Source organism: Streptomyces sp. NPDC102514, from assembly GCF_055584525.1.
Genome location: NZ_JBVJLW010000002.1, coordinates 402,484 through 426,669, shown reverse-complemented (window position 1 = coordinate 426,669; position 24,186 = coordinate 402,484). Strand labels below are relative to the sequence as shown.

The 24,186-nt window shown below is 71.0% G+C and carries 20 protein-coding genes; 8 read left to right on the top strand and 12 right to left on the bottom strand.

All coding sequences use genetic code 11. From position 1 onward, the window contains the following. Positions 1 to 99: 99 nt before the first annotated feature. From ACZ60E_RS06870 to ACZ60E_RS06850, 5 genes are all read right to left on the bottom strand, one after another. Positions 100 to 3,024, bottom strand: a complete 2,925-nt coding sequence (locus tag ACZ60E_RS06870; RefSeq protein WP_469438827.1) for a glycoside hydrolase family 2 TIM barrel-domain containing protein — start codon at positions 3,022 to 3,024, stop codon at positions 100 to 102. Next, the gene (locus ACZ60E_RS06865; RefSeq protein ID WP_385836681.1) at positions 3,024 to 3,923 is read right to left on the bottom strand and encodes a carbohydrate ABC transporter permease; all 900 of its coding nucleotides are present in this window, start codon (positions 3,921 to 3,923) and stop codon (positions 3,024 to 3,026) included. Before ACZ60E_RS06865 ends, ACZ60E_RS06870 begins: the two co-directional genes overlap by 1 nt. Before the next feature lie 14 nt (positions 3,924 to 3,937). Further along, a complete protein-coding gene (locus ACZ60E_RS06860) occupies positions 3,938 to 4,900 on the bottom strand; it encodes a carbohydrate ABC transporter permease (protein WP_384807139.1) in 963 nt (320 codons plus the stop codon). After that, on the bottom strand, positions 4,900 to 6,186 hold the full coding sequence (locus tag ACZ60E_RS06855; RefSeq protein WP_469438826.1) for an extracellular solute-binding protein: 1,287 nt from the start codon (positions 6,184 to 6,186) through the stop codon (positions 4,900 to 4,902). Before ACZ60E_RS06855 ends, ACZ60E_RS06860 begins: the two co-directional genes overlap by 1 nt. 65 nt (positions 6,187 to 6,251) lie before the next feature. Next, complete coding sequence (locus ACZ60E_RS06850; protein WP_469438825.1) at positions 6,252 to 7,325, bottom strand: carbohydrate kinase family protein; 1,074 nt, start codon at positions 7,323 to 7,325, stop codon at positions 6,252 to 6,254. A 148-nt stretch (positions 7,326 to 7,473) separates the two neighbouring features. Here ACZ60E_RS06850 and ACZ60E_RS06845 point away from each other — a divergent pair, with 148 nt between their 5' ends. The 4 genes from ACZ60E_RS06845 to ACZ60E_RS06830 all read left to right on the top strand — a co-directional run bounded on the left by ACZ60E_RS06845 (position 7,474) and on the right by ACZ60E_RS06830 (position 13,917). Beyond that, entirely contained in the window at positions 7,474 to 8,223 is a 750-nt protein-coding gene (locus ACZ60E_RS06845) for a DeoR/GlpR family DNA-binding transcription regulator (protein WP_469439001.1), read from the top strand. A gap of 190 nt (positions 8,224 to 8,413) precedes the next feature. Then, the gene (locus ACZ60E_RS06840; protein WP_385834229.1) at positions 8,414 to 9,751 is read left to right on the top strand and encodes a 6-phospho-beta-glucosidase; all 1,338 of its coding nucleotides are present in this window, start codon (positions 8,414 to 8,416) and stop codon (positions 9,749 to 9,751) included. A 32-nt stretch (positions 9,752 to 9,783) separates the two neighbouring features. Further along, entirely contained in the window at positions 9,784 to 12,831 is a 3,048-nt protein-coding gene (locus ACZ60E_RS06835) for an alpha-mannosidase (protein ID WP_469438824.1), read from the top strand. Positions 12,832 to 13,029: 198 nt separating this feature from the next. Beyond that, a complete protein-coding gene (locus tag ACZ60E_RS06830; protein WP_469438823.1) occupies positions 13,030 to 13,917 on the top strand; it encodes a sulfotransferase family protein in 888 nt (295 codons plus the stop codon). An 80-nt stretch (positions 13,918 to 13,997) separates the two neighbouring features. On the opposite strand, the gene ACZ60E_RS06825 is transcribed toward ACZ60E_RS06830, so the two are convergent. Then, positions 13,998 to 15,176 (bottom strand): ATP-grasp domain-containing protein, encoded by a 1,179-nt coding sequence (locus ACZ60E_RS06825; protein WP_384807150.1) that lies wholly within the window; start codon positions 15,174 to 15,176, stop codon positions 13,998 to 14,000. A 730-nt stretch (positions 15,177 to 15,906) separates the two neighbouring features. Between ACZ60E_RS06825 and ACZ60E_RS06820 the strand changes: the two genes are divergently transcribed. Next, positions 15,907 to 16,812 carry a metallophosphoesterase family protein gene (locus tag ACZ60E_RS06820; protein WP_469438822.1) on the top strand — a complete coding sequence of 302 codons (906 nt, stop codon included), beginning with the start codon at positions 15,907 to 15,909 and terminating at the stop codon, positions 16,810 to 16,812. Next, complete coding sequence (locus ACZ60E_RS06815; protein ID WP_384807153.1) at positions 16,760 to 17,467, top strand: 4'-phosphopantetheinyl transferase family protein; 708 nt, start codon at positions 16,760 to 16,762, stop codon at positions 17,465 to 17,467. Before ACZ60E_RS06820 ends, ACZ60E_RS06815 begins: the two co-directional genes overlap by 53 nt. A 48-nt stretch (positions 17,468 to 17,515) precedes the next feature. On the opposite strand, the gene ACZ60E_RS06810 is transcribed toward ACZ60E_RS06815, so the two are convergent. Next, a complete protein-coding gene (locus tag ACZ60E_RS06810; protein ID WP_384807155.1) occupies positions 17,516 to 17,743 on the bottom strand; it encodes a hypothetical protein in 228 nt (75 codons plus the stop codon). A gap of 217 nt (positions 17,744 to 17,960) precedes the next feature. Here ACZ60E_RS06810 and ACZ60E_RS06805 point away from each other — a divergent pair, with 217 nt between their 5' ends. After that, positions 17,961 to 19,004, top strand: a complete 1,044-nt coding sequence (locus ACZ60E_RS06805; protein ID WP_384807156.1) for an alpha/beta fold hydrolase — start codon at positions 17,961 to 17,963, stop codon at positions 19,002 to 19,004. 138 nt (positions 19,005 to 19,142) lie between these two features. On the opposite strand, the gene ACZ60E_RS06800 is transcribed toward ACZ60E_RS06805, so the two are convergent. Beyond that, entirely contained in the window at positions 19,143 to 19,802 is a 660-nt protein-coding gene (locus tag ACZ60E_RS06800; protein WP_469438821.1) for a helix-turn-helix domain-containing protein, read from the bottom strand. Positions 19,803 to 20,079: 277 nt separating this feature from the next. On the opposite strand from ACZ60E_RS06800, the gene ACZ60E_RS06795 reads away from it, so the two are divergent. Continuing rightward, positions 20,080 to 20,757, top strand: coding sequence for an MmyB family transcriptional regulator (locus ACZ60E_RS06795; RefSeq protein WP_384807160.1), 678 nt, complete (start codon positions 20,080 to 20,082; stop codon positions 20,755 to 20,757). Positions 20,758 to 20,797: 40 nt separating this feature from the next. Here the strand turns inward: ACZ60E_RS06795 and ACZ60E_RS06790 are convergent, their stop codons facing one another. Genes ACZ60E_RS06790 through ACZ60E_RS06775 form a run of 4 tightly spaced genes read right to left on the bottom strand, consistent with a single transcriptional unit; the run spans position 20,798 to position 24,166 of the window. Beyond that, the gene (locus ACZ60E_RS06790; RefSeq protein ID WP_469438820.1) at positions 20,798 to 21,619 is read right to left on the bottom strand and encodes an ABC transporter ATP-binding protein; all 822 of its coding nucleotides are present in this window, start codon (positions 21,617 to 21,619) and stop codon (positions 20,798 to 20,800) included. 20 nt (positions 21,620 to 21,639) lie between these two features. Continuing rightward, complete coding sequence (locus tag ACZ60E_RS06785) at positions 21,640 to 22,419, bottom strand: ABC transporter permease (protein WP_453793306.1); 780 nt, start codon at positions 22,417 to 22,419, stop codon at positions 21,640 to 21,642. A 5-nt stretch (positions 22,420 to 22,424) separates the two neighbouring features. Then, complete coding sequence (locus ACZ60E_RS06780) at positions 22,425 to 23,198, bottom strand: ABC transporter permease (RefSeq protein ID WP_384807164.1); 774 nt, start codon at positions 23,196 to 23,198, stop codon at positions 22,425 to 22,427. Next, the gene (locus tag ACZ60E_RS06775) at positions 23,195 to 24,166 is read right to left on the bottom strand and encodes an ABC transporter substrate-binding protein (protein WP_469438819.1); all 972 of its coding nucleotides are present in this window, start codon (positions 24,164 to 24,166) and stop codon (positions 23,195 to 23,197) included. Before ACZ60E_RS06775 ends, ACZ60E_RS06780 begins: the two co-directional genes overlap by 4 nt. Positions 24,167 to 24,186: the final 20 nt, after the last annotated feature.

Genomic DNA, 24,186 nt, shown 5'->3' with positions numbered 1-24,186 from the left:
CCCTCTGGGATCGAAGTGCCGGCGGCGTCGGAGGTGTCGGCCGTTCACGAACGGACGTGACAGCCAGGGCGTGTTCGCGCAGGTCGGAGCATGCGCAGGTCAGAGCACGCGCAGTGTCCACTCCCACCGGTGGGTTCCCGGCGCCACGAGATACCCGGCCGAGGTGTCCGGCCCGCACGACGCCGTGCCGAGCCCCCGGTGCGCCGCGTCGAGGTGCACGACACAGCCCGGCCGTGGCACCAGCTCGTCGTGGTGCGTGGCGGCGGCCAGGTCCTCGGCCCGGTACCGGTTCACGGAGACCTGCGCAGGCGCCCCCAGTTCCACCGCGAGCCCGGTGGCGTCCGGCGCCGACAGCGTGAACCGCCGTACCCCGTGCCGCCCGCCGCTCTCCTGGGGCCGCAGGTAGGGAGTGAACAGCTCGTCCACCTGCAGCGAGTGGTGTCCCACGGGCGCGCCCGTGCTGCGGTCCGGGTAGGACTCCCAGGGGCCCTGCCCGTACCAGTCCAGGACATCGAGTCCGGGGACCGTCTCGAAGACCGTGCCGACCCTGGCCACGTCGTCCAGCCCCGCCGGCAGTTCGGCCGACTCCTCGACGCGGATACCGCCGGTGACCGGGGTGAACACCTGCTCGTGACGGACGGGCCCGGCACCGGACGCGTACTCGCTGAGTACGACGACCCGCGAGCCCTCCTCGCGGACGTCCACGACCTTGCGTACGAGCGCGTCGAGGCCCCAGTCCTGCCAGCGGGCCGCCATGCCGCCCAGCTCGTCGTTGTCGGTGGGCGCGCGCCAGAGCGAGAGCTGCGGCGCGGACGTCAGCAGCGGGTGGACCAGCAGCGCGTCCGCGTCCAGCGTGACGGCCGGACCGGTCGCGGGCTCCGGGGGCGCGCCGGTGGCCGCGGCGGCCAGCCGGACCTGCGGTACGCACACCTCCGTGCCGAGCGGCGCCCACGCCTGGTCGTCCGCGGTCGTCACCCGCAGGGTCAGCCAGGTCTCACCGGCGGAGGGCTCGGGCGGCGGGAAGGGCAGCGGCACCTCCGCCGACCCGCCCGGCAGCACCTCGGGCAGGGCGGCGGGCGCCCGCTGCGTCGTACCGTCGGCGCCCACGAGCAGCCATTCGGCCGCCAGCCACTCCAGGCCCCGGAAGTGCTGCCTGTTGTGGATCCGGAGGACCCCTTCGCCGTACGTCAGCCGGACCGGGCCCGCGATCTCCCGGTGCTCGTACATCACGGGCTTGGGGGTCCGGTCGGGGAAGACCACGCCGTCGGCGATGAAGGCGCCGTCGTGGATCGCCTCGTCGAAGTCGCCGCCGTAGGCCCAGCGGTGGCCGGGTGCGGTGACACCGTTGTCGTACAGGCCCACGCCACCTCGGCCGGCCGGTCGTCCGTCGTTCACACGCTGGAGGATGCCGTGGTCCCAGAACTCCCAGATGAAGCCGCCCTGAAGACCCGGGGTGGACTCGATGGCGGCCCAGGTGTCGGCGAGCGTGCCGTTGCTGTTGCCCATGGCGTGCGAGTACTCGCACTGGATGAGGGGCTTGGTCTGTCTGCCCGACAGGGCGTGCGCGACACAGTCCTCGATGGGCGCGTACATGGGGCAGGCGATGTCGGAGGCGAGCTTCTCGTCCGCCCAGTCGATCTTGGCGGCACCCTCGTACTGGATCGGCCGGGTCGGGTCGTGGCGCCGTACCCAGCCCGCCGCGGCGTCGTGGTTGGCGCCGTAGTCGGACTCGTTGCCCAGTGACCAGACGATGATCGAGGGGTGGTTCTTGTCCCGCAGGACCATGCGCGAGACGCGGTCCACGAACGCGGGCAGATAGCGGGGGTCGTCGGCGATCTCGTGGGCGTGGTCGTGCGACTCGATGTTCGCCTCGTCCACCACGTACAGACCCAGCTCGTCGGCGAGGTCGTACAGCGTCGGGTCGTTCGGGTAGTGCGAGGTGCGGACCGCGTTGAAGCCGAACCGCTTGAGGACGACGAGGTCGGCGCGCATGTCGTCCGCGGTGACCGTGCGGCCGGTCAGCGGGTGGAAGTCGTGCCGGTTGGCGCCCCGGATGAAGACGCGCTCGCCGTTGACCAGCAGGTCCCGGCCGACGATCTCGACGTCCCGGAAACCGACCCGGTGGTGCGAGCTGTCGGCGATCGAACCGTCGGCCCGGTGCAGCCGCACGGCCAGGTCGTACAGCTCGGGTGTCTCGGCGGTCCAGGGGCGGACGTCCCGGACGACGGTCCGCAGCCGTGCCTCGCCGTGGAAGTCGGACACCCGCATGTCCTCGGCGTTGAGGCGGTCGAACTCCGTGTCCTGGGAGAGGAGCTGGCCGTCCAGGGCCGCGGTGACGTACCAGCCCTCGGGCAGCGGGCCCGCCGTGTCGCGCACGGTGCAGTCGACCAGCAGGTGCCCGTCGCGGGGCGCGCGCACGGTCACGTCCGCGAGATGCAGCGGATCGGTGGCGTACAGGAGCACCGAGCGGGTGATGCCCGCGTGCCACCACTGGTCCTGGTCCTCGATGTGTGAGGCGTCGGACCACTTGACGACGGTGAACCGTACGGTGGCCGGGTCCCCGGGCCGTACGACGGCCGTGAGGTCGAACTCGGCCGCCAGGTGGGAGTCCTTGGAGATGCCGACCGGCCGGCCGTTGACATGGACGAGGAGCACGCTCTCGGCCGCGCCGACCTGGAGGACGATCCGGCGGCCCGCCCACTCGGCGGGGATGTCCACGGACCGCTCGTAGACGCCCGTCGGGTTCGCGGCGGGCGTGTGCGGCGGGACGTCGGCGAACGGCATCCGGACGTTGGTGTACTGGGGCAGGTCGTGGGGGCTCTGCATGGTCCACACGCCCGGCACATCGGCGAGGGTCCACTCGCCGGACGCGCCGGTCGGTGAGGGCAGCAGCTGGAAGTGCCAGGAGCCGTCCAGGGACAGCGCGCCGGAGCGCCGGTCCACCGCGTTCATCGGCAGCCGCTGCCAGGAGGTCGTCTCCGGTGACTCCCAGGGCCGCAGCGAGAGCAGGTGATCGCGTCCCATCAGCGGATCGCTCCCTTTCCGAGGTCGGCGATGATCTGCTTGGCGCCGATCGCGAAGACGATCAGCAGGGGGATCAGGGCCAGGACCGCACCCGTCATGACCATTCCGTAGTCCGTGGTGCCGTGGACGCCGTTGAGCTGGGACAGGGCGACCTGGAGGGTCACGTTGTCCGGGTTGGTGAGGGCGATCAGCGGCCAGGCGTAGTCGTTCCACTGGCCCATGAAGGTGAAGATGCCGAGGAAGGCGAGCCCGGGGCGGACCACGGGCAGGGCCACGTGCCAGTACTGGCGCAGGAAGCTCGCCCCGTCGATCTTCGAGGCGTCGAGCAGTTCGTCGTGGATGGCGCTCTTCATGTACTGCCGCATCCAGAAGATGCCGAACGCGTTCGCGGCGGCCGGGACGATCAGCGAGGTCATCGAGCCGATCCAGCCCAGCTTCGCCATGATCACGAACTGCGGGATGGCCGCGAGCTGCGCGGGCACCATGAAGATCGCCATCATCATCGCGAACAGCACCCGGCGGCCGGGGAAGCTGAACTTGGCGAAGACGAACGCCGCCAGCGAGTCGAAGAACAGGACGAGGAACGTCACGGAGACGGCGACGAGCAGCGAGTTGAACATCGACCCGAAGAAATCGATGCTGTCGAACAGCTTGCTCAGGTTGTCGCCGAAGTGCGAGCCGGGCAGCAGCTTCGGCGGGTAGGAGAAGATCTCGGTCGACGTGTGCGTCGACATGATCACGGCCCAGTAGAACGGGAACGCGGAGAGCACCACCCCGAGCAGCAGGGAGACGTGCAGCGCGATGCCTCTGCGCTGGGTGCCCCGGATGCGCGTGCCCTTGGCGGGCTCGGTACGGGGCGGCTCGGTGGGGGCGGGCTCGGTCTGTGTGGTGACAGCCATGGTGACGGGCCTCCCTAGTCTTCGCCCCGGCGCTGCACCAGGCGCCAGTTGATGATCGAGAAGATGACGACGACGAGGAAGATGCCCCAGGCCACGGCCGCGCCGTAACCGAAGTCGTTGTTGTCGAAGGTCTGCTGGAAGAAGTAGAGGACCATCGTCCGGCCGGCGTGGTCGGGACCGCCGGAGAACGTGGACTCGTTGGCGGTGGACTGCAGCAGCACCTGTGGTTCGGAGAAGCTCTGCAGACCCGTGACCGTCGAGATGACGAGCACGAACAGCAGCACCGGCCGCATCAGCGGCAGTGTGATCCGGAAGAAGGTCTGCACGGGTCCGGCGCCGTCCATGCGGGCCGCCTCGTACAGTTCGCCGGGGATCGTCTGGAGTCCGGCGAGGAAGATGATCGCGTTGTAGCCGGTCCACTGCCAGGTCATCAGGGTGGCGATGGCGACCTTGATGCCCCACGGGGTGTTCAGCCAGGCGATCTGGTCGAGTCCGACCGCCTGCAACAGGGCGTTCACCAGGCCGAAGTTGGTGGAGAAGACCGAGCCGAAGATGATCGCGACGGCGACCACCGAGGTGACGTTCGGCAGGAAGTACGCGAAGCGGTAGACGTTCTTGAAGCGGACCGCCGAGTTGAGCATCACGGCCGTGATCATCGCGAGGAAGATCATGGGGAAGGTGGCCAGCGCCCAGATGATCAGCGTGTTGCCGATCGAGCTCCAGAAGTCGGTGTCGCTCAGCAGATAGCGGTACTGCGACAGGCCCGCGTACTCCATCGAGCCGAGGCCGTCCCACCGGTGGAACGACAGATAGAGCGAGAAGCCGACCGGGATCAGACCGAAGGCGAGGAAGAGGAGATAGAAGGGGGAGATCGCGGCGTACAGCCGCCAGTAGCTGAGGATGCCCTTCTTCGGCTGGGCCGCGGGCGGTTCGGCGACGGGCGCCGGGGGCTTCTCGACCAGGGGTGCGGTAGCCATCAGTAGCTCACCCCCAGGTGGTCCGCGATACGCCGGCACTTGCTCATGGCGTCCTTCCATGCCTTCTCGGGGTTCTTGCCGAGGACGCCGACGTTCTTGATCTCGTCCCTGATCGGCTGCCCGAGCGCCACGTCGTACGGGCTGTTGAAGGCGACCGGGATCTTCTCGGCGGCCGGCCCGTACACGTCCATCGTGATCTGGTCGCCGAAGAACGGGTCGTTCTCCCGCAGCTTCTTCAGCTCGTACGAGGCAGGGGTCGACGGGAAGAGCCCCGCGTCCATGAAGCCCTGGGCCTGGTTGTCCGCGTTGAGCAGCCAGGTGATGATCTCGAAGGCCTTCTCGGGTTCACGGCACGCCTTGGTGATCGCGAGGAAGGAGCCGCCGACGTTCGAGGGGCCGCCGGGACAGTTCGCGACCCGCCATCTGCCCTTGGTCTTCGGGTACTGGAGCTTGAGGTCGCCCGCCGCCCACGAGGCGTTGAGCTGGCTGGGCAGTTCGCCGCTCTCGGTGGCCGAGATCGAGTCGGGCGTACCCGTCACGATGCTCGACGCGAGGCCGCGCCGCTTGGCCTCCACGGCACGGTCCCAGCAGACACGCACATGTTCCTGGTCGCCGATGAAGTGCTTGTCCTTGTCGACGAACCGCTGGGTGCCCTGTCCGATCGACATCTCGAAGACGCTGGTGATGTCGGTCAGGATGAACGCCCCGCGCACCCGCTTCTTGAGCTGCTCACCCGCCGCGAAGAACTGGTCCCAGGTGCCCATCTCCTTGGACACGTCGTCCGGTTCGTACGCGAGCCCGGCCTTCTCGTAGACGGCCGGCTGGTAGTACTGCACGACGGGACCCACGTCGATGGGGAAGCCGATGAGGCTGCCGTCGGGGGCCACGCCCTGCTGCCACTTCCAGTCCAGGTACTGGCTCTTGAGCTTCTCCGCGCCGAGTGTGCGCAGGTCCACGAACTGGTCGGCGTTCGGCAGGTACGACGCCATGTCCTCGCCCTTGAGCCCCGCGATGTCGGGGACATGGGCCTGGCCGGTCATCGTGGTGATGAGCTTGGAGCGGTAGTAACCGCCGATCTGGATCGCGTCCAGGTCCACGGAACTGTCGTAACGGGCCCTGGCCTTCTTGACGACGGTGTCGCTCAGGCCGCCGCTCCAGTACCAGAGCACCATGTTCCGGCCCGTCGAGCCGGTCGGTACGGCGCAGCCGGACGCCAGGCCGCCGAGCGCGGTCGCGGCCGTACCGGCCAGTCCCGCGCGGAGCAGGCCCCTTCGTGAGAGCCGCACAGCTCCCACCGCCTTTCGGATGTGTTCGGTCTTCGCATCAGGAGAAACGCATCAGGAGCCAGGCATCAGAAGGGATGCGTCGCGGGAGATGCGTCGGGGGAGATCGGGAGTGCCGTGGGGGCGGGTGGAGTCACCGGGGCGTGGGGAACCGGGGGGCCGGGATCGACGGGCATACGGTCGGTCAGAAAGCCGTACGCGCGCCGCAGTTCGGGATTCTTGAGGGAGCGCCACCACCGGTGGATCCCGTACCAGCCGGGCGCGGCCAGTGCCCCGCCGTGCCGCTGTACGGAGAGTCCGGCGGCCAGCACCGCGAAGCGCAGCCGCTCCTCCAGGGGCCAGCCTTCCAGCGAGGCCGCGACGAAGCTCGCGCCGAAGACGTCTCCGGCACCCGTCGCGTCCAGCACGTCGGTGGCGAGGGCGGGCACGTCGGCGTGCTCGCCCGTGGTCTGGTCGACGGCGACCGCGCCCTCCCGGCCGCGGGTGACCACGGCCACCGGCACCAGCTCGGAGAGCGCGGAGAGCGCGTCGGCCGCGGTGTCGGTGCGGGTGTACGCCATCGCCTCGGTGTCGTTCGGGAGGAAGGCGTGGCACAGGGCGAGCTGGTCGAGGAGGTCCGAGGACCACTGCTGGGTGGGGTCCCAGCCGACGTCCGCGTAGATCTTCGTGCCGTTCGCGGCGGCCTTGGCGATCCAGTCGCGGGGTTCGGCCTCGATGTGCACGAGGGCCGTGCGCGCGGCGGGCGGGTCGCCCATCAGCACGTCCTGCGAGTACGGGGGCTCCTGGCCGTGGGTGACCAGGGCCCGGTCGTGGCCGTACGCGATCGAGACGGTGACGGGGGTGTGCCAGCCGTCCGCGGTACGGGAGAGCGAGAGGTCGATGTGCTCCTGGCCGGCGAGGATCTCACGGCTGTACGCGCCGTAGTAGTCGTCGCCGAACACGGTGGCCAGGGAGGTTGTCAGGCCGTAGCGGGCCGCGGCCACGGCCAGGTTGGCGATGCCGCCGGGGCTCGTGCCCATCCCGTCGGTCCAGATCTCCTCGCCGGGGGTCGGTGGCTTGCCCAGACCGGTCAGGACGAGGTCGTAGAAGAGCAGCCCGGTCAGCAGCACATCGGGCCGCGCGTCGGGCCGTGTCTCACCCACGAGCGCATCCTCTCGTCAAAACTCTTCATTTTCGGTGCACCGAATCGTGTTTCGGTGGACAGGATCGTGCGCGTCTCCGGCACATTTGGCAAGAGTTGAGCAGAACAGAGCATAGAAATGATGGCCGATGACGACTATTGTTCAGGTCGTGCTGGCAGAGCGACGACATCAACTCATCCTGCGGGCCCTGCGCTCCGGTGGCCCCGCGGCCGTGACCGACCTCTCGGAGCAGCTCGGCGTGAGCCCCGCCACCGTCCGGCGCGACCTGCTCAAGCTGGAGGAGGAGGGCCTGCTCACCCGGGTCCACGGCGGGGCGGTCGCCGAGGAGGGCGACCAGCCCTTCGCCGAGGTCGCCGAGGTGCGCGTGGGCGAGAAGGACGCCATAGCGGCCCGTGCGGCGGCCCTCGTCGAGGACGGCCAGTCCGTCCTCCTCGACATCGGCACCACCGCCTACCGGCTGGCCCGGCAGCTGCACGGCCGCCGGATCACCGTGATCACCAGCAACCTCGTGGTCTACGAGGAGCTGGTGGACGACGAGGCCATCGAGCTGGTGCTGCTCGGCGGCATGGTCCGCCGTGAGTACCGCTCCCTGGTCGGCTTCCTCACCGAGGACAACCTGCGCCAGCTGCATGCGGACTGGCTGTTCCTGGGAACGAGCGGAGTACGGCCGGGAGGGCAGGTGATGGACACGACCGTCGTCGAGGTGCCGGTGAAGCGCGCCATGATCGGGGCGGCCGACCGGGTCGTCCTGCTCGCCGACCGCGCCAAGTTCCCGGGGACGGGGATGGCGAAGGTCTGCGGGCCCGAGGACCTGGACGTCGTGGTGACCAACGGACCGGCGGACGCCGGGACGCGGGCCGCCCTGGAAGAGGCGGGCGTACGCGTGGTGCTCACGTGAGCGGCGCACGCGAGGGGTCGACGGCCCCCGGCGTGCGCGGGAACCCGACGGCGGGCTCCGGGACCGCGACGACACCGGCGGCCCCTGCGGCACCGATGGCCTCGGCGGCACTGGTGGCCCCTGCGGCACCGGCCGCGCTGCCGGCCCCGTCGACCCTGATGACCCCGAGGAACAGCGAAAGGGCAGTTGCGTGAAGCTGACGATTCTGGGCGGCGGCGGATTCCGCGTGCCGCTCGTGTACGGGGCACTCCTCGGCGACCGCGGCGAGGGCCGCGTCACCGACGTCGTCCTGCACGACCTGGACCGGGGACGGCTCTCCGCCGTCGCCCGGGTCCTCGCCGAGCAGGCGGCGGGCCACCCGGACGCACCGGCCGTGACCGCCACCACGGATCTCGACGAGGCACTGCGCGGCGCCGACTTCATCTTCTCCGCGATCCGCGTCGGCGGCCTCGAAGGCCGCGCCGCCGACGAGCGGGTCGCCCTCGATCAGGGCGTCCTCGGCCAGGAGACCGTCGGCGCCGGGGGCATCGCCTACGGCCTGCGCACGGTTCCCGTCGCCGTCGACATCGCCCGGCGCGTCGCCCGGCTCGCGCCCGACGCCTGGCTCATCAACTTCACCAACCCGGCGGGCCTGGTCACCGAGGCCATGTCCCACCACCTCGGCGACCGTGTCATCGGCATCTGCGACTCCCCGGTCGGCCTCGGCCGCCGGATCGCCCGGGTGCTGGGCGCGAACCCGCGCGAGGCCTGGATCGACTACGTCGGCCTCAACCACCTCGGCTGGGTCCGCGGACTCCACGTCGCCGGCCGCGACGAACTCCCGCGGCTGCTCGCCGACACCGACCTCCTCGGCTCCTTCGAGGAGGGCAAGCTCTTCGGCACCGACTGGCTCCAGTCGCTGGGCGCCATCCCGAACGAGTACCTGCACTACTACTACTTCAACCGCGAGGCCGTCCGCGCCTACAGCCAGGCCGAGAAGACCCGCGGCGCGTTCCTGCGCGACCAGCAGGCCGGCTTCTACGAGGAGATGAGCCGCCCGGACAGCGCCGCCCTCACCGCCTGGGACCGTACGCGGGCCGAGCGCGAGGCCACGTACATGTCCGAGAACCGGGAGACGGCCGGGGCGGGCGAGCGCGACGCCGACGACCTCTCCGGCGGCTACGAGAAGGTGGCCCTCGCCCTGATGCGGGCCATCGCCCGCGACGAGCGGACCACGCTCATCCTCAACGTCCGCAACCAGGGCACCCTCGCGGCGCTCGACGCGGACGCAGTCATCGAGGTGCCCTGCCTCGTCGACGCCAACGGCGCGCACCCGGTCGCCGTGGCCCCGCTGCCCGACCACGCCACCGGTCTGGTGTGCGCGGTGAAGGCCGTGGAGCGGGAGGTGCTGGCCGCCGCCGGGTCGGGATCGCGCGCCACGGCCGTGAAGGCCTTCGCGCTGCATCCGCTGGTCGACTCGGTGAATGTGGCACGCAACCTGGTGGACGGGTACACCGCGGTCCATCCTGGTCTGGCCTACCTCAAGTAAGCGCTTTCCCCGCTCGTTACCTGGAGACTTTCATGCACGACGAACGCCGGCGAATCGAGGAGCGCGTCCAGCGCCTTCACGACCAGCGCATCAAGGCCGCGATCTACGCCGCCGCCGTGCCCTTCGAGATCGAGGCATGGCAGGCACCGGGGGAGCCCGTCCCCTTCGAGGAGGCCGCGTCCGCCCCGTACGCGCCCTTCGCGACGGGCACCCCCTGGGGCCCGCCCTGGGGCACGACCTGGTTCCGGATGTGCGGGCAGGTGCCCGCCGAGTGGGCGGGCCGGCGCGTCGAGGCGGTCATCGACCTCGGCTTCGTCGGCGACTGGCCCGGCAACCAGGCCGAAGCCCTCGTCCACCTCACGGACGGCACCCCGCTGAAGGCGGTCAACCCGCTCAACCAGTACGTGGCGATCGCCAACCCCGCCGTCGGCGGCGAGGAGATCGACTACCTGGTCGAGGCGGCCTCCAACCCGGACATCCTCGCCGACGACTTCTCGAAGATCACGCCGATGGGGGACGTCCGCACCGCGGGCGACAAGCCCCTCTACACCTTCCGGCGCGCGGACATCGCCGTCCTCGACGAGGAGGTCTGGCACCTCGACCTCGACATCCAGGTCCTGCGCGAGCTGATGCTGGAGCTGGGCGAGCACGACCCCCGCCGGCACGAGATCACCCACGCCCTGGACCGGGCCCTGGACCTGCTGGACCTCGACGACATCGCCGGTTCCGCCGCCGACGTACGGGCCGCGCTGAAGCCTGTACTGGCCAAGCCCGCCAACGCCAGCGCCCACATCGTCTCCGGCGTCGGCCACGCGCACATCGACTCCGCCTGGCTCTGGCCGATCCGCGAGACCAAGCGCAAGACGTCCCGCACCTTCTCGAACGTCACCTCGCTCGCCGACGAGTACGAGGACTTCATCTTCGCCTGCTCGCAGGCCCAGCAGTACGAGTGGGTGCGCGACAACTACCCGAAGGTCTGGGCCCGCATCCAGGAGTCCGTCAAGAAGGGCCAGTGGGCGCCGGTCGGCGGCATGTGGGTGGAGGCCGACGGCAACCTGCCCGGCGGCGAGGCCGTCGCCCGCCAGTTCGTCCACGGCAAGCGGTTCTTCATCGAGCACTTCGGCGTCGAGACCAAGGGCGTGTGGCTGCCGGACTCCTTCGGCTACACCGCGTCCTACCCGCAGCTCGCCAAGCTGGCCGGCAACGAGTGGTTCCTCACCCAGAAGATCTCCTGGAACCAGACCAACAAGTTCCCGCACCACACCTTCTGGTGGGAGGGCATCGACGGCACGCGGATCTTCACGCACTTCCCGCCCGTCGACACCTACAACGCCCGCTTCAGCGGCGAGGAGATGGCCCGCGCCACCCGCAACTACCAGGAGAAGGGCGTCGGCACCCGCTCGCTGGCCCCCTTCGGCTGGGGCGACGGCGGCGGCGGCCCCACCCGCGAGATCATGGAACGGGCGCGCCGGCTCGCCGACCTGGAGGGCTCGCCCAAGGTCGTCGTCGAGCACCCCGACGACTTCTTCGCCAAGGCCCGCGAGGAGTACCCCGACGCCCCGGTCTGGGTCGGCGAGCTGTACCTGGAACTGCACCGCGCCACCTACACCTCCCAGGCCCGCACCAAGCAGGGCAACCGCCGCAGCGAGCACAAGCTCCGCGAGGCCGAGCTGTGGGCCACGACGGCCGCGCTGCACGCGCCCGGCTACGCCTACCCGCACGACAAGCTCGACCGGCTCTGGAAGACGGTCCTGCTCCACCAGTTCCACGACATCCTGCCGGGCTCCTCGATCGCCTGGGTGCACCGCGAGGCGGAGGCCGAGTACGCGCGCGTCGCCGAGGAGGTCGAGGCGCTGACCGCCGAGGCCGTCACCGCGCTCGGCACGGGCGGCGCCCGCGTCTTCAACACCAGCCCCGTCGAGCGCCGGGAGGTCGTCCGGACCGCCGACGGCTCCCTGGCCCACACGGTCGTCCCGGCGAACGGCAGCGCGCCCCTCGGCACCGGTGCGGTCCCGAACCCCGTGACCGTCACCGGCCGCGTCCTCGACAACGGCCTGGTCCGCGTCGAGATCGCCGAGGACGGCACCCTGTCCTCCGTACGCGATCTGCGCGCCGGCGGCCGTGAGGTCCTGGCGGACCGGGGCAACCTGCTCCGCCTGCACACCGACCTCCCGAACTACTGGGACGCCTGGGACGTCGACAAGCACTACAAGAACCGCTACACGGACCTCCTGGACGCCGAGTACGTGACGGTCGTCGAGGACGGCCCGCTGCTCGGGGCGATCCGCGTCGAGCGCTCCTTCGGCAACGGCTCGCGCATCACGCAGACGATCAGCCTGCGCGCCGGCAGCCCCCGGATCGACTTCGAGACGGACATCGACTGGCACGAGGCCGAGAAGTTCCTCAAGGCGGGCTTCCCGGTCGACATCCGGGCGGCGCACTCCTCCGCCGAGATCGCCTTCGGCCACATCCAGCGGCCCACGCACACCAACACCACCTGGGAGTCGGCCCGCTTCGAGGTCTCCGGCCACCGCTGGGTCCACCTCGGCGAACCCGGCTACGGCGTCGCGGTCATCAACGACTCCACCTACGGCCACGACGTCTCCCGCACGGTCCGCGAGGACGGCGGTACGACGACCACGGTCCGGCTCAGCCTGGTCCGCGCCCCGCGCATCCCCGACCCGGCGGCCGACCAGGGCAGGCACCACTTCACGTACGCGCTGCTGCCCGGCGCGACCATCGAGGACGCGGTCGCCGAGGGCTACTCCCTCAACCTGCCGCTGCGGGTGGCGGACTCGGCGGGCACCTCCGAACCGGTCGTCTCCGTCGAGGGCGAGGGCGTCACCATCGAGGCGGTCAAGCTCGCCGACGACGCCTCGGGCGATGTCGTCGTACGCCTCTACGAGTCCCGCGGCGGCCGGGCCCAGGGCACCCTGCGCACGAGCTTCCCGCTGGCCGGCGCGGAGGTCACCGACCTCCTGGAGCGCCCGCTGTCCACCGCGGACACGGACGGGAACGGCGTGCCCGTCACCCTGCGCCCCTTCGAGATCCAGACGCTGCGCCTGGCCGTGGGCACATGAGGGACACGCTCATGCGGAAGCGGTGACCCCGTTTCCCATGAACAATTAAGGAAGCGGTAAGAGGCCAGGTCAGGGCTGGTCATGGCGGGTTCGCGGTGGGTGCGCGGCCCGCCGTGACCCGTCCCCGTTCCCTGCACGACACCTGCGGTTCGCTCGGCGCCCCTGTGATGAGGGGCAGTACGAGAGAAAGGTGTCACCGTGCGAGACCCGCGCATGTCCGCGATCGGCAAGGGGCTTCGGCGCCGCGGCAGACTGATGGCCCAGGCCGTGAGCCCGCCGCGCCGCGGCCTCGACGCCGTACCCACGCCCCGCGACGCCGAGGGCTCCCGCGCCGAGGACGGCTATGTGGCGCCCCGCGCCCCGCGGCTGGTGGACTCGCCGGTCTTCGTCCTGTCGTGCGTCCGCTCGGGCTCGACCCTCCTGCGGGTCCTGCTGAACAGCCACAGCAGCATCCGCGCCCCGCACGAGATGCATCTGCGCACCCTGCACGTCCATCTCTCCCGCGACTTCACCGCCGACGCCATGCGGGCACTGGAGCTGGACAAGGAGGAGCTGGAACACACGCTGTGGGACCGGGTGATGCACCTGGAACTCGCCCGCAGCGGCAAGCAGATCATCGTCGACAAGACCCCGCCCAACACCCTCATCTGGCCGCGCCTGCACCGATGTTGGCCCAACGCCCGCTACATCGTGCTGCTGCGCCACCCCGGCGCCGTGGTCGCCTCCCTCACCGACCGCCGCACCGACCCCGACCACGAGCAGATCCGCGCCGAGGTGCTCGACTACGGCGTACGGCTCGAAGAGGCCCGCCGCACCCTCGACGCCCACGTGATGACGTACGAGGATCTCGCCGCCGATCCCGAGCGGACCACGCGCGCGCTGTGCGCGTACCTGGACGTGCCCTGGGAGAGCGCGATGCTCGACTACGGGAAGAAGGACCACGGCACGTTCCGGCCGCAGCTCGGCGACTGGAGCCCCACCATCAGGTCGGGCCGCATCCAGCCGGCCCGCCCGGCCGACCCGAAGGTCGAACTACCCCCACAACTGGCCGAGTTGGCCAAGGCGTGGGGGTATCCGATCGGCTGACCGGGCACCACCGTGCCGCCGCCGGGGCACGGCCGGTCGCGGATCCGCGACCAGGTCGCCGGCGAGGCGCTGTGGACCGATCAGACGGTCAAGGGCCTGTCCGAGGACTGCGCGGCCTGAGCCGAATGGGTCGCCTTGGGCGTGTGGGCCGCATGGGCCGTCTGCGCCTCGGTGACGGCGTCCGGCGTCGACACGGGGGCGGGGAGGTCCAGGTCCGTGTGCTGCTCCGGCGCCGACACGGGACGCACCGCGCGCGGCCCGGAGACCACCGCGTAGTCCGAGCCGAGGAACGGCGGGACGACGTCGCCCGGCTCCTCGCCGAGCGCGAGGCGCACGGCGGCCCACGGCGCGTTGATCCCGCACTGCGAGAGCTGGTGCAGACCCCCCGCCGGGCGCGTGTTGACGTCCATGAGGACCGGCTTGTCACCGAGCATCCGGAACTGGATGTTCGTCAGGTAGTGCAGCCCGAAGCCCTCCGCGAGGACCCGTGCGGGCTCGATGAACGACGGGTCGAGCGTGAAGCCGCGCCGCCGCCCGTTCTTCGTACGGCCCACGGCCATCCGGACCCGTCCGTCCGGGCCGGTGAGGCAGTCCACGGACACCTCGGGCTCGCCCAGAAGGGGCATGACGAGCCAGTCCACGGGCTCGTCCGCCTGCCGCAGCGCCTGGACGACCAGGTCCAGCGGCATGTACGGGCTGGGGAAGCCGCTCAGGTGCATGAGCGAGAAGGGGGTGCGCGTGATGATGCGGAAGCCGACGCCACCGGCTCCGGAGGCGGGCTTGAAGCACGCCTTGTGCCCGGCGGCCTCCAGCTCGTCGACCGCGGCGATCATCTCGTCGGCGGTGCGGACGCGCTGCCACGGAGGCACCGGCACGCCGAGCTTCTCGACGGCCTCGTACGCGACGACCTTGTCCTGGAAGGTGTGCACGGCCTCGGCGGGCGGCGCGAGCAGCGCGGTGCCGACCGCGGCGAACTCCTCGCGGTGCTCGGCCAGGGCGGTCTGGTGCAGGACGGGCACGAACACGTCGATCGAGTGCCGGGCGCACTGGTCGAGCGCGTACTCGACGTAGGCGGCCGGGGACAGCCCCTCCGGCTCCATCGCGGCGATGTCCGCGGCGGCCAGGATGGGGGAGTCGGGGTCGCCGTGGGTGGCGTGGATCTCGACCGCGCGGCCACACGGATTTCGCCGCAGCTGATCCATGAAGAACACGTTCTCCGCGTACGTGCGGTTGAGCCAGACGCGTACGCGAGAGACCATGCAGGCCGCCTTTCAGGGTTTGCGGGCACGTCAAAGCAGGCCGTGCTCGGCAAGAGGTTGAGTGGGTACACAAAACCGCCGTTCGAAAACGGGAGTTCGTGGCGGTTGTGTATGGCCGATCATAGGGGTTCCTGAGCAGTGCTGCTGCTACGGGCGTGTTACGGAATCACCCGCCGGGTCCGCCGTACGGGTCCGTCCGCCGGGCCCGCCGGGGCTCGCACGCCAGGTCAGAGGCCCTGCACCCCGCCGGCGCCGAACAGTTCCCACGGGGTGCGCCCGGACGGCCGCCGGTGCTCCAGATCACCGTCGTCGGATGGTCGGACCGGCCGATCGACGACCCGGCACACGGCCGGACGCGCAGCCGGGCGGCTCGCCGGACGTGGGCACGCGGGCACGTCGCCTCCCGGCCCTTCCGCCCGTCGGACGGGGCGTGTCGGCCGGTTGGTCCGCCGGGCGGACGGCAGCCCGACCGGGCCGCGGCCCCGTCGGTGGGGGCGTGTGCACGGACCGGGCCGTGCGCCGCGTGCGTGGCGGTCGGGCGGCGCCCGGACGGGCGGGCCGTGGTGCGCGGCGGAGTGCGGTCCGCCCGGCGCCCCGGCCGGGCACCCGGCGCCTCGGGGCGCGGGTCCGAACCTCGCGCGCAGTCGCTCTTGTACCGCGCCGTGCGCGTGTGTTCTTGTGTTCTCATCCGGGCGGTCGTGAGGCGTCCCGGCACGGGGAGGGAGCGAGGGTGACGACGGCTGACCGTCAGGGCCGGCTGCTGGCCATCAGCGACCTGCACATCGGATACGCCGAGAACCGCGCTCTCGTCGAGGCGATGCGCCCCGAGACCGAAGACGACTGGCTCCTCGTGGCCGGCGACGTCGCGGAGACGGTGGCCGACATCCGCTGGGCCCTCGAAACGCTCAGCCGCCGCTTCAAGAAGGTGATCTGGGCACCGGGCAACCACGAACTGTGGACCCACCCCAAGGACACCGTCACCCTGCGTGGAGTGGCCCGCTACGAACACCTCGTACAGCTCTGCCGCGAGCTGGGCGTGATCACCCCCGAGGACCCCTACCCCGTGTGGGAGGGCCCCGAAGGACCCGTCGTCGTGGCCCCCCTCTTCCTCCTCTACGACTACTCGTTCCTGCCCGCGGGCTGCGCGACCAAGGAAGAGGGCCTCGCGTACGCCCACGGCACCGGCATCGTCTGCACCGACGAGCACGTGCTGCACCCCGACCCGTACCCCAGCCGCGAGGCCTGGTGCCGGGCCCGGGTGGCCGAGACCGAACGCAGGCTCGCGGAGATCCCCGACGGGCTGCCCACGGTGCTCGTGAACCACTACCCGCTGGACCGGCACCCCACGGAAGTCCTCTGGTACCCGGAGTTCGCCATGTGGTGCGGCACCCGGCTCACCGCGGACTGGCACCGCACCCACCGGGTGAGCGTCATGGTCTACGGCCACCTGCACATTCCCCGCACCACCTGGCTCGACGGCGTCCGCTTCGAAGAGGTGTCGGTGGGTTACCCCCGCGAGTGGCGCAAGCGCTCGGAACCGCCGGGCAAGCTGCGCCGTATTCTGCCGATGGAGGTCGGATCCGGTGATCGAGGAACTGCTCCCGGAGTCGGTCGTGGCCGTGGAGGCACACGCTGACGACCACGCCGAGGGCACCGGGGCCCCGACGCCGTACCCCGAGCTGTACCCGGAGGAAGAGGCGCTGATCGCGCGCGCCGTCGCGAAGCGGCGCCGCGAGTTCACCGTGGTCCGCGGCTGCGCCAGGCGTGCCATGGAGAAGCTCGGCGTGCCCCCGCAGGCCGTCGTCAGCGGCGACCGGGGAGCCCCGCGCTGGCCCACCGGGCTGATCGGCAGCATGACGCACTGCGAGGGCTACGCCGCCGCCGCCCTGGCCAGGGCCACCGACCTGGCCTCCCTCGGCATCGACGCGGAACCCCATCTGCCGCTGCCCGCCGACGTGCTGCCCTCGGTGGCGCTGCCCGACGAGGTCCGGCGGCTGGGCGAGCTGGCCGCGGAGCATCCGCAGATCCACTGGGACCGGCTCCTGTTCAGCGCCAAGGAGTCGGTCTACAAGGCGTGGTTCCCCCTCACCGGGAAATGGCTCGACTTCTCGGAGGCCGACATCGAGATCTTCATGGATCCCGGACACACCACGTCCGGCGGCCTGAGCGCCGGACTCCTCGTGCCGGGGCCGGTGGTGGACGGCCGTCGCATCGGCCGCTTCGAAGGGCGCTGGACGGTGAGCCGGGGACTCGTGGCGACCTCGGTGACCGTGCCGCACGGGCAGGACTGAGCGCGGCACCGCCCGGCGAGGGGCGGCCCAGGGGCTGACGGTGGTTCATCACACCTCCGGGCACCACGTGTGCAGCAGGCGGAAGAACGCCTCCTCGTTGCCCTCGAGGCCGGCCGCGGCCAGCGCGCGCTCCGCCTCCGCGAGGGCCGAGGGCGGCACGACCACCGGCCGCCCCGCACCGGACGGGGAGTCCATCGCGGCTCGTACGGTCTGCAGCAGGCGCAGATAGGCCTGCACGGCGGTGCGTTCGTGATCGGTCAGTACGGCTGTCGGCATCGGACGGCTCTCCCCGGTTCGGCTCGGCTTCCGCTCTTCGGTGCTGCTCGCGCCGCCGCACAGCGGTGGCGCTGGGTCCAGCTTGCCGTCCGCCACTGACAATGCCCTTTCCGTGCGTGTTCGTTCGCCCGGTTAGCCGAGGGGAAACCTCACGGAAACCCCTTGTCGGACAAGGGGCTTACGCTGGAACGGAGGCCCGGAGAGGGGAGACGATCCGGTGGTCGACACCCCACGACGGCGCCCGCGCGGGGCCCTGCGGCTGCGGCCGGTGGGCGACGGCGAACTGCGGCTGCGTCACCGCGTGGTGCACGGCTACCGCCGCGCCTACCGCATGACCGGCGAGGGCCCCGCCCTCGTCCTGATCCACGGCATCGGCGACTCCTCGGCGACCTGGGCCGGACTGATCCCCGGTCTGGCCCGCACCCATACGGTGATCGCACCCGACCTGCTGGGCCACGGCGCCTCGGACAAGCCCCGGGCCGACTACTCGGTGGCCGCCTACGCCAACGGCCTGCGCGATCTGCTCGCCGCGCTCGGCGTCGAACGGGCCACGCTGGTCGGGCACTCGTTCGGCGGCGGTGTCGCCATGCAGTTCGCCTACCAGTTCCCCGAGCGCACCGAGCGGCTGATCCTGGTCGGCGCGGGAGGTGTGGGGCGCGAGGTGAACCCCGTACTGCGGGCGGTGTCCCTGCCCGGGGCCCAGCTGGCGCTGTCCGCGCTGCGGCTGCCCGGCATGGCGGTCCAGGCCCGGCTGTTCGCGCATCTGATGCGGCTGCTCGACACCGATCTCGGGCAGGACGCGCCCGAGTTGCTCACCCTCGTGGACGCGCTGCCCGACGCGACCTCGCGCAGCGCGTTCATCCGTACGCTGCGGGCGGTCGTCGACTGGCGCGGCCAGGTGGTGACGATGCTCGACCGCTGCTACCTCACCGAGGGCATGCCCACGCTGCTGGTGTGGGGCGACCGCGACGGCGTGGTGCCCGTGCGGCACGCCCACGGGGCGCACGAGGCGATGCCGGGGAGCCGGCTGGAGATCTTCGAGGGCGCCGGGCACTTTCCGTTCCACGCGGATCCTGCGCGGTTTCTCGCGCTCGTGCAGGAGTTCGTCGAGGGGACGAGTCCCGCCGACTGGAGTCGTGAGCGGTGGAGTGCGCTGCTGCGGGCCGGGCGGCCCGGGACCGCGGCGGGGCGGGCGGACACGGTCCGCAACCGGGAGCTGGAGCGGGAGCTGCGGGCGGCGAGTGAGCGGAGTGCGACGTGATGCGCTGCGCGCTGCGGGTGGTTGGTCGTGCGTTGTCCGCGGGCCCGGCGGGGGCTGGGCGCGCAGTTCCCCGCGCCCCTCGAAGGGGCTGCGCCGCCTTCGAGGGGACATGCGTACCAAGTCTCGTGAGCCCGCGGATCACGGCTCGGGGCGTTTGACGCTTTCCAGGAGCATGTCCAGCCATTCGGCGACCTTGTCCCGGTGCTGGTCGGTGGGCAGCTGCGCGGCCCGCCAGGCGATGCCACGGACCCCGTGGTCCTGCAGCAGCCGCTCCAGCGGGTCGTCCGCGGTCGCCGGGTCCGCCTGCCGCTCCCGGTCGGCGAGCCGCTGGAGGAGATCCTGCTCGGTGCGCTGCAGGGCGCCGGCGAGTGCCTCGGGATCCTCGGCCGACAGGAAACCCGCGTGGACGCGGAAGAAGCGCTGGATGGCGTCGCAGTGCTCCATGGTGGGGCGCCGGTCGCCGTTGATGAGCGCGCCCGCCTGCTGACGCGACATGCCCGCGCCGTCGGCGATCTCCTGCTGGGTGTACCGGCGGCCGTTGGGCTTCAGGCGGGTACGGCGCAGCAGGTCGAGGCGCTGCAGGAACCGGGCCTGGAGGTCGGGCTCGCCCGCCGACCGGCCGTTCAGCAGGGACGCGACCACGACCTCGGGGACACCCGAGGCGGTCGACAGCCGGCGGACGTCGAACACCTCGCTGTGCGGTGCGCCGAGCCGGTCCGCCAGACCGGCGACCCGGGCCACGACGGCCGGCAGCAGACCCGTCGCCGTGGCGCCCGGAACCTCGAAGCCATCCGTCACCGACAGTTCTCCTACGTCTCAATCGACCGACCGCTGAGGGGGAACCGGATCCCTCGGACGTGAAGTCCCTGTGGTGATCCGTGTTGTGCAGCGTGAACTGCCCGAAGACCGGAGAGTAGCCCTTTGGTCGAACTCGCATCCAGGTCTCGCCACAACTGTGGCGGGATTCAGCCGTCAACGGGCGCCAAATGCCACGATAGTTGACACCGCTCCGGCCGGGGTAGCAGGATCACGACGCCGCGTGAAGCCCGCATAGGCAAGAGGGGTGGACCTCCCGATGGCATACCAGGCAGGAGGGCCCCGGCCGCAGCCGCGGCCCGTCCCCGACAGTCTTGAGGCCCAGGCGTATCTCCAGGACTACGCAGCACTTCTGGACGCCGTCACCTTTCCGTCCGTCGTCGTCGACCACCGCTGGGACGTCGTCCTCGCCAACGACGCGTTCGAGACACTTTTCCGTGCGGTCGGCCCGCACCCCACCGCCATGCCCGGCGACAACTTCCTCCGGTTCGTCCTGTTCCACCCGGACGCGGGTACGGTCCTCGCCGAGCACGAGTCCAGCTGGTGCCTGCCGATGCTGGCGCACTTCGCCGCCGCCGTGGAGCGGCACGGCCACGACCACGGACTCCAGTCGATCCTGCGGGACATCGCCCAGGACCCGATCATGGACGCCGCGTACCGGCACGGCCTGCCGCACTGGATCCGCTCGGTGGGCCCGCACGCGGTCGAGCACGACGGCGCGGTCCGGCCGCTGCTGCACCCCGATCCGCGGTGGGGGAGCACCTGCCGGATCGTCGGTGAGACCCCCAAGACCCTGCACGACATGGGGTACACACGGCTGACGCTGGTCCTGCGGGAGGCCCGCCGCCCGGCACCGGCGAAGCGCCGGACGAGCAGACCCGGCCGCGGGCGGCGCGCGGCCGGCCACCTCAGCGTGGTGCCCGCCACCGAGGCATGAGGACCCTCTTCGGCCGCCGGTGACACGTGCGTACGCCGCCCTACTGGGGCGGCGGCGTGTCGTTCAGGTCCTTCACCAGCCGGTCGGCGACCGGTGTGCCGCGTTTGGCCGCCTGGATCTGCTCGTACACATGGGTGCGCAGTTCGGCGAAGCGCGGCGCCACCCGGGTGTGCAACTGGTCCCGTTCGGCGGGGAGATCGACCTTCAGCTGCTCCTGGACGACGGTCGGGGAGGAGGACAGGATGAGCACCCGCTCGCCGAGATAGACGGCCTCGTCGATGTCGTGCGTCACGAACAGGATCGTGATGCCCCGCTGCCGCCACAGCCCGCGGACCAGATCCTCCAGATCGGCCCGGGTCTGGGCGTCCACCGCCGCGAACGGCTCGTCCATCAACAGCACTTGGGGCTCGTACGCCAGGGCGCGGGCGATCGCCACCCGCTGCTGCATACCCCCGGACAGCTGCCAGGGATACGCGCCGCCCGCGTCCATGAGGCCGACGGAGGCCAGCGCGTCGGCGACCAGCTCACGCCGCCTGGCGGCCGTCAACTTCTTCTGCTTGAGCGGCAGTTCGACGTTCTCGCGCACCCTCATCCAGGGGAACAGACTGCGCCCGTACTCCTGGAAGACGACCGCCATGTCAGGCGGCGGCCCGGTCACCCGGCGGCCACCGATCATCACCTCGCCCGCCGTGGGCGCGAGCAGGCCGCCCACGCACTTCAGCAGGGTCGTCTTGCCGCAGCCGGACGGCCCGACCAGGCAGACCAGTTCACCGGCGTCCACGGTGAAGGTGAGGTCGCGCACCGCCTCCACCCGCCGGCCCGATCCCTCGTAGACCTTCTTCAGGCCGCGTACGTCGAGCATGGACCGCCCTTTCGCGAGGTTCACGACGACCGCCGGGAAGCGTCGCGCGCACCGTGGTACCAGCCGAGCACACGACGCTCGACGAGCCGGAAGACGACCGACAGAAGGAACCCGAGCAGCCCGAGCAGCAGGATCCCCGTCCACATGTCGGGGATGGCGAAGCCGCGCTGGAACTGGACGATGGTGAAGCCGAGCCCGTTGCTGGCGGCGAACATCTCGCTGATGACCATCAGGATGATGCCGATGGACAGGGCCTGGCGCAGCCCCGCGAAGATCTGCGGGCTCGCCGCGGGCAGCACCAGATACCGCAGCCGCGCCACGCCCGTGATGCCGTAGGAGCGGGCCGTCTCGGACATCACCGAGTCGACCGCCCGGACGCCCTCGACGGTGTTGAGCAGGATCGGCCAGACGCAGCCGCTCGCGATCACCACGACCTTCATCGTGTCGCCGATGCCCGCGAACAGCATGATGACCGGGACGAGCACGGGCGGCGGCACCGCCCGCAGGAATTCGAGGACCGGTTCGCACACCGCCCGCACCCGGCGGTACGAGCCGATCACCGTGCCCAGCGCCACGCCCGCGACGGCCGCGCACGCGTAACCGGCGCTCAGCCGCAGCACACTGGGCAGGACGTCGTCGTGCAGCCGCTCGCCGGTCCACACGTCCGGGAAGGTGCTGAGGATGGTGCGCAGCGGCGGCCAGTAGATGTCCGTGCTGCCGTCCGACGCGTACCACCACGCCAATACGAGCAGCAGTGGCAGCGCCACGACGAGGAGCAGCCGCAGCAGGACGCGTTCCAGGCCGTTCACACCGCCACCTCCCCGCGTACGGACTGGTGCCAGGCCAGCGCCCGCCGCTCGACCGTTCGCGCGCCCACGTTGATGAGCAGTCCGAGCAGTCCGGTGACGACCACCAGCGCGTACATCTCCGGCACCGCCTGCGAGGTCTGCGCGACGGCGATCCGCGCCCCCAACCCCGGTGCCCCGATGACGAGTTCGGCGGTCACGGCGAGGATCAGCGCCACCGCGGCGGCCAGCCGCACCCCCGTCATGACGTACGGGAGGGCCGTGGGCCACAGCACGTGGCGGACCCGCGCCCAGGTGCCGAGGCCGTACGAGCGGGCGGTCTCCTCGGCGACCGGGTCCACGTCCTGGACGCCGTACATGACCTGTACGAGGACCTGCCAGAACGACGCGTAGACGACCAGCAGGAGCACCGAGCGCAGTTCGGTGCCGTACAGCAGCACGGCGAGCGGGATCAGCGCGACCGACGGGATCGGGCGCAGGAACTCGATCGTCGAGGCGGTCGCCTCGCGCAGATACGGCGTGACCGAGATCAGGACGCCCGCGACGATGCCCGCGCCCACCGCGATCACGAGCCCGATCGCCCAGCCGGTCAGGGTGTCCCCGAGCGCGGTCCAGAACGCGTCGTCGGACAGTTCGCCGGCGAGCGCGTCGGCGATGCGGCTGGTCGGCGGGAAGTAGTCCTCGTCGACCAGGCCGAGCCGCGGCACCGCCTCGCCGAGGGCGAGGAAGGCCGCGAGCCCGCAGGCGCCCAGCAGGGCGTTGGCGCCCCTCACGGAAGGAGCTTGTCCAGGTCCGGCTCCTTCTCGAACAGGCCGTCCTGCTGCCCGAGTTCGGCCAGCCTCTCGATGGAACGGCGGTCCGGCTCGGCGGGCCACCGCGGCAGGACCAGCGACTCCACCAGCGGCTTCGGGATCTTCGTGTACGTGGTGATGATCTCGCGGACCTCCGCCGGGTGCTTGTCCGCGTACTCCAGGGACTCGATGGTCGCCGCCTGGAACTTCTTCACCATCTCCGGGTTCTTCTGCACGTAGTTCTGCGAGGAGAAGAACATGGCCACGGTGAGGTCGGGGGACACGTCGACGAAGAGCGACGCGATGGACGTGCCGCCCTGCGCCTTGATGCTCGCGAGCGCGGGTTCCACGACACAGGCGGCGTCCACCTGACCGCCTTCGAGCGCGGCCGGCATCTGGTCGAAGGGCATCTCCACGAACTTCACCTTGGACGGGTCGCCGCCGTCCTTGCGGACCGACTCCCTGGTCGAGGTGTCACAGATGTTGTTGAGCGTGTTCGCGGCGACCTTCTTGCCCTCCACGTCCTTGGCGGACTTGAGGGGGCTGCCCTTCTTCACGGCCAGTTCCGCGAAGTCGGCACCCTGCTTGCCGGTGGACGCGACACCGTTCACCACGGCCTTGACCGGCACGTTCTTGGACTGGGCGATCAGCAGGGACGTCATGTTGCTGAAGCCGAAGTCGAACTGGCCCGAGACCACGCCGGGCACGATCGCCGCCCCGCCCTGCGCGCTCGTCAGGGACAGCTCGATGCCCCGCTCGCTGTAGAAGCCCTTCTTCTGGCCCAGATACAGCGGGGCGACGTCGATGATGGGGATGACGCCGACCTTGACCGTGGTGGTACCGCCGGACGCCTTGTCCTTGTCGTCCGACCCGGAGGAGTCGGACGAACCGCAGGCCGTCGCGGCGGCGAACAGGGCGCCGGTCACGAGACCGATGAGCAGACGACGCATCACTCCCCCTACTGAAACGA

Bases quoted from the DNA above. Each gene is read 5' to 3' on its own strand.
- ACZ60E_RS06870 (WP_469438827.1), bottom strand. From the start codon at position 3,024: ATGGGACGCGATCACCTGCTCTCGCTGCGGCCCTGGGAGTCACCGGAG.
- ACZ60E_RS06865 (WP_385836681.1), bottom strand. From the start codon at position 3,923: ATGGCTGTCACCACACAGACCGAGCCCGCCCCCACCGAGCCGCCCCGT.
- ACZ60E_RS06860 (WP_384807139.1), bottom strand. From the start codon at position 4,900: ATGGCTACCGCACCCCTGGTCGAGAAGCCCCCGGCGCCCGTCGCCGAA.
- ACZ60E_RS06835 (WP_469438824.1), top strand. From the start codon at position 9,784: ATGCACGACGAACGCCGGCGAATCGAGGAGCGCGTCCAGCGCCTTCAC.
- ACZ60E_RS06825 (WP_384807150.1), bottom strand. From the start codon at position 15,176: ATGGTCTCTCGCGTACGCGTCTGGCTCAACCGCACGTACGCGGAGAAC.
- ACZ60E_RS06810 (WP_384807155.1), bottom strand. From the start codon at position 17,743: ATGCCGACAGCCGTACTGACCGATCACGAACGCACCGCCGTGCAGGCC.
- ACZ60E_RS06795 (WP_384807160.1), top strand. From the start codon at position 20,080: ATGGCATACCAGGCAGGAGGGCCCCGGCCGCAGCCGCGGCCCGTCCCC.
- ACZ60E_RS06790 (WP_469438820.1), bottom strand. From the start codon at position 21,619: ATGCTCGACGTACGCGGCCTGAAGAAGGTCTACGAGGGATCGGGCCGG.
- ACZ60E_RS06775 (WP_469438819.1), bottom strand. From the start codon at position 24,166: ATGCGTCGTCTGCTCATCGGTCTCGTGACCGGCGCCCTGTTCGCCGCC.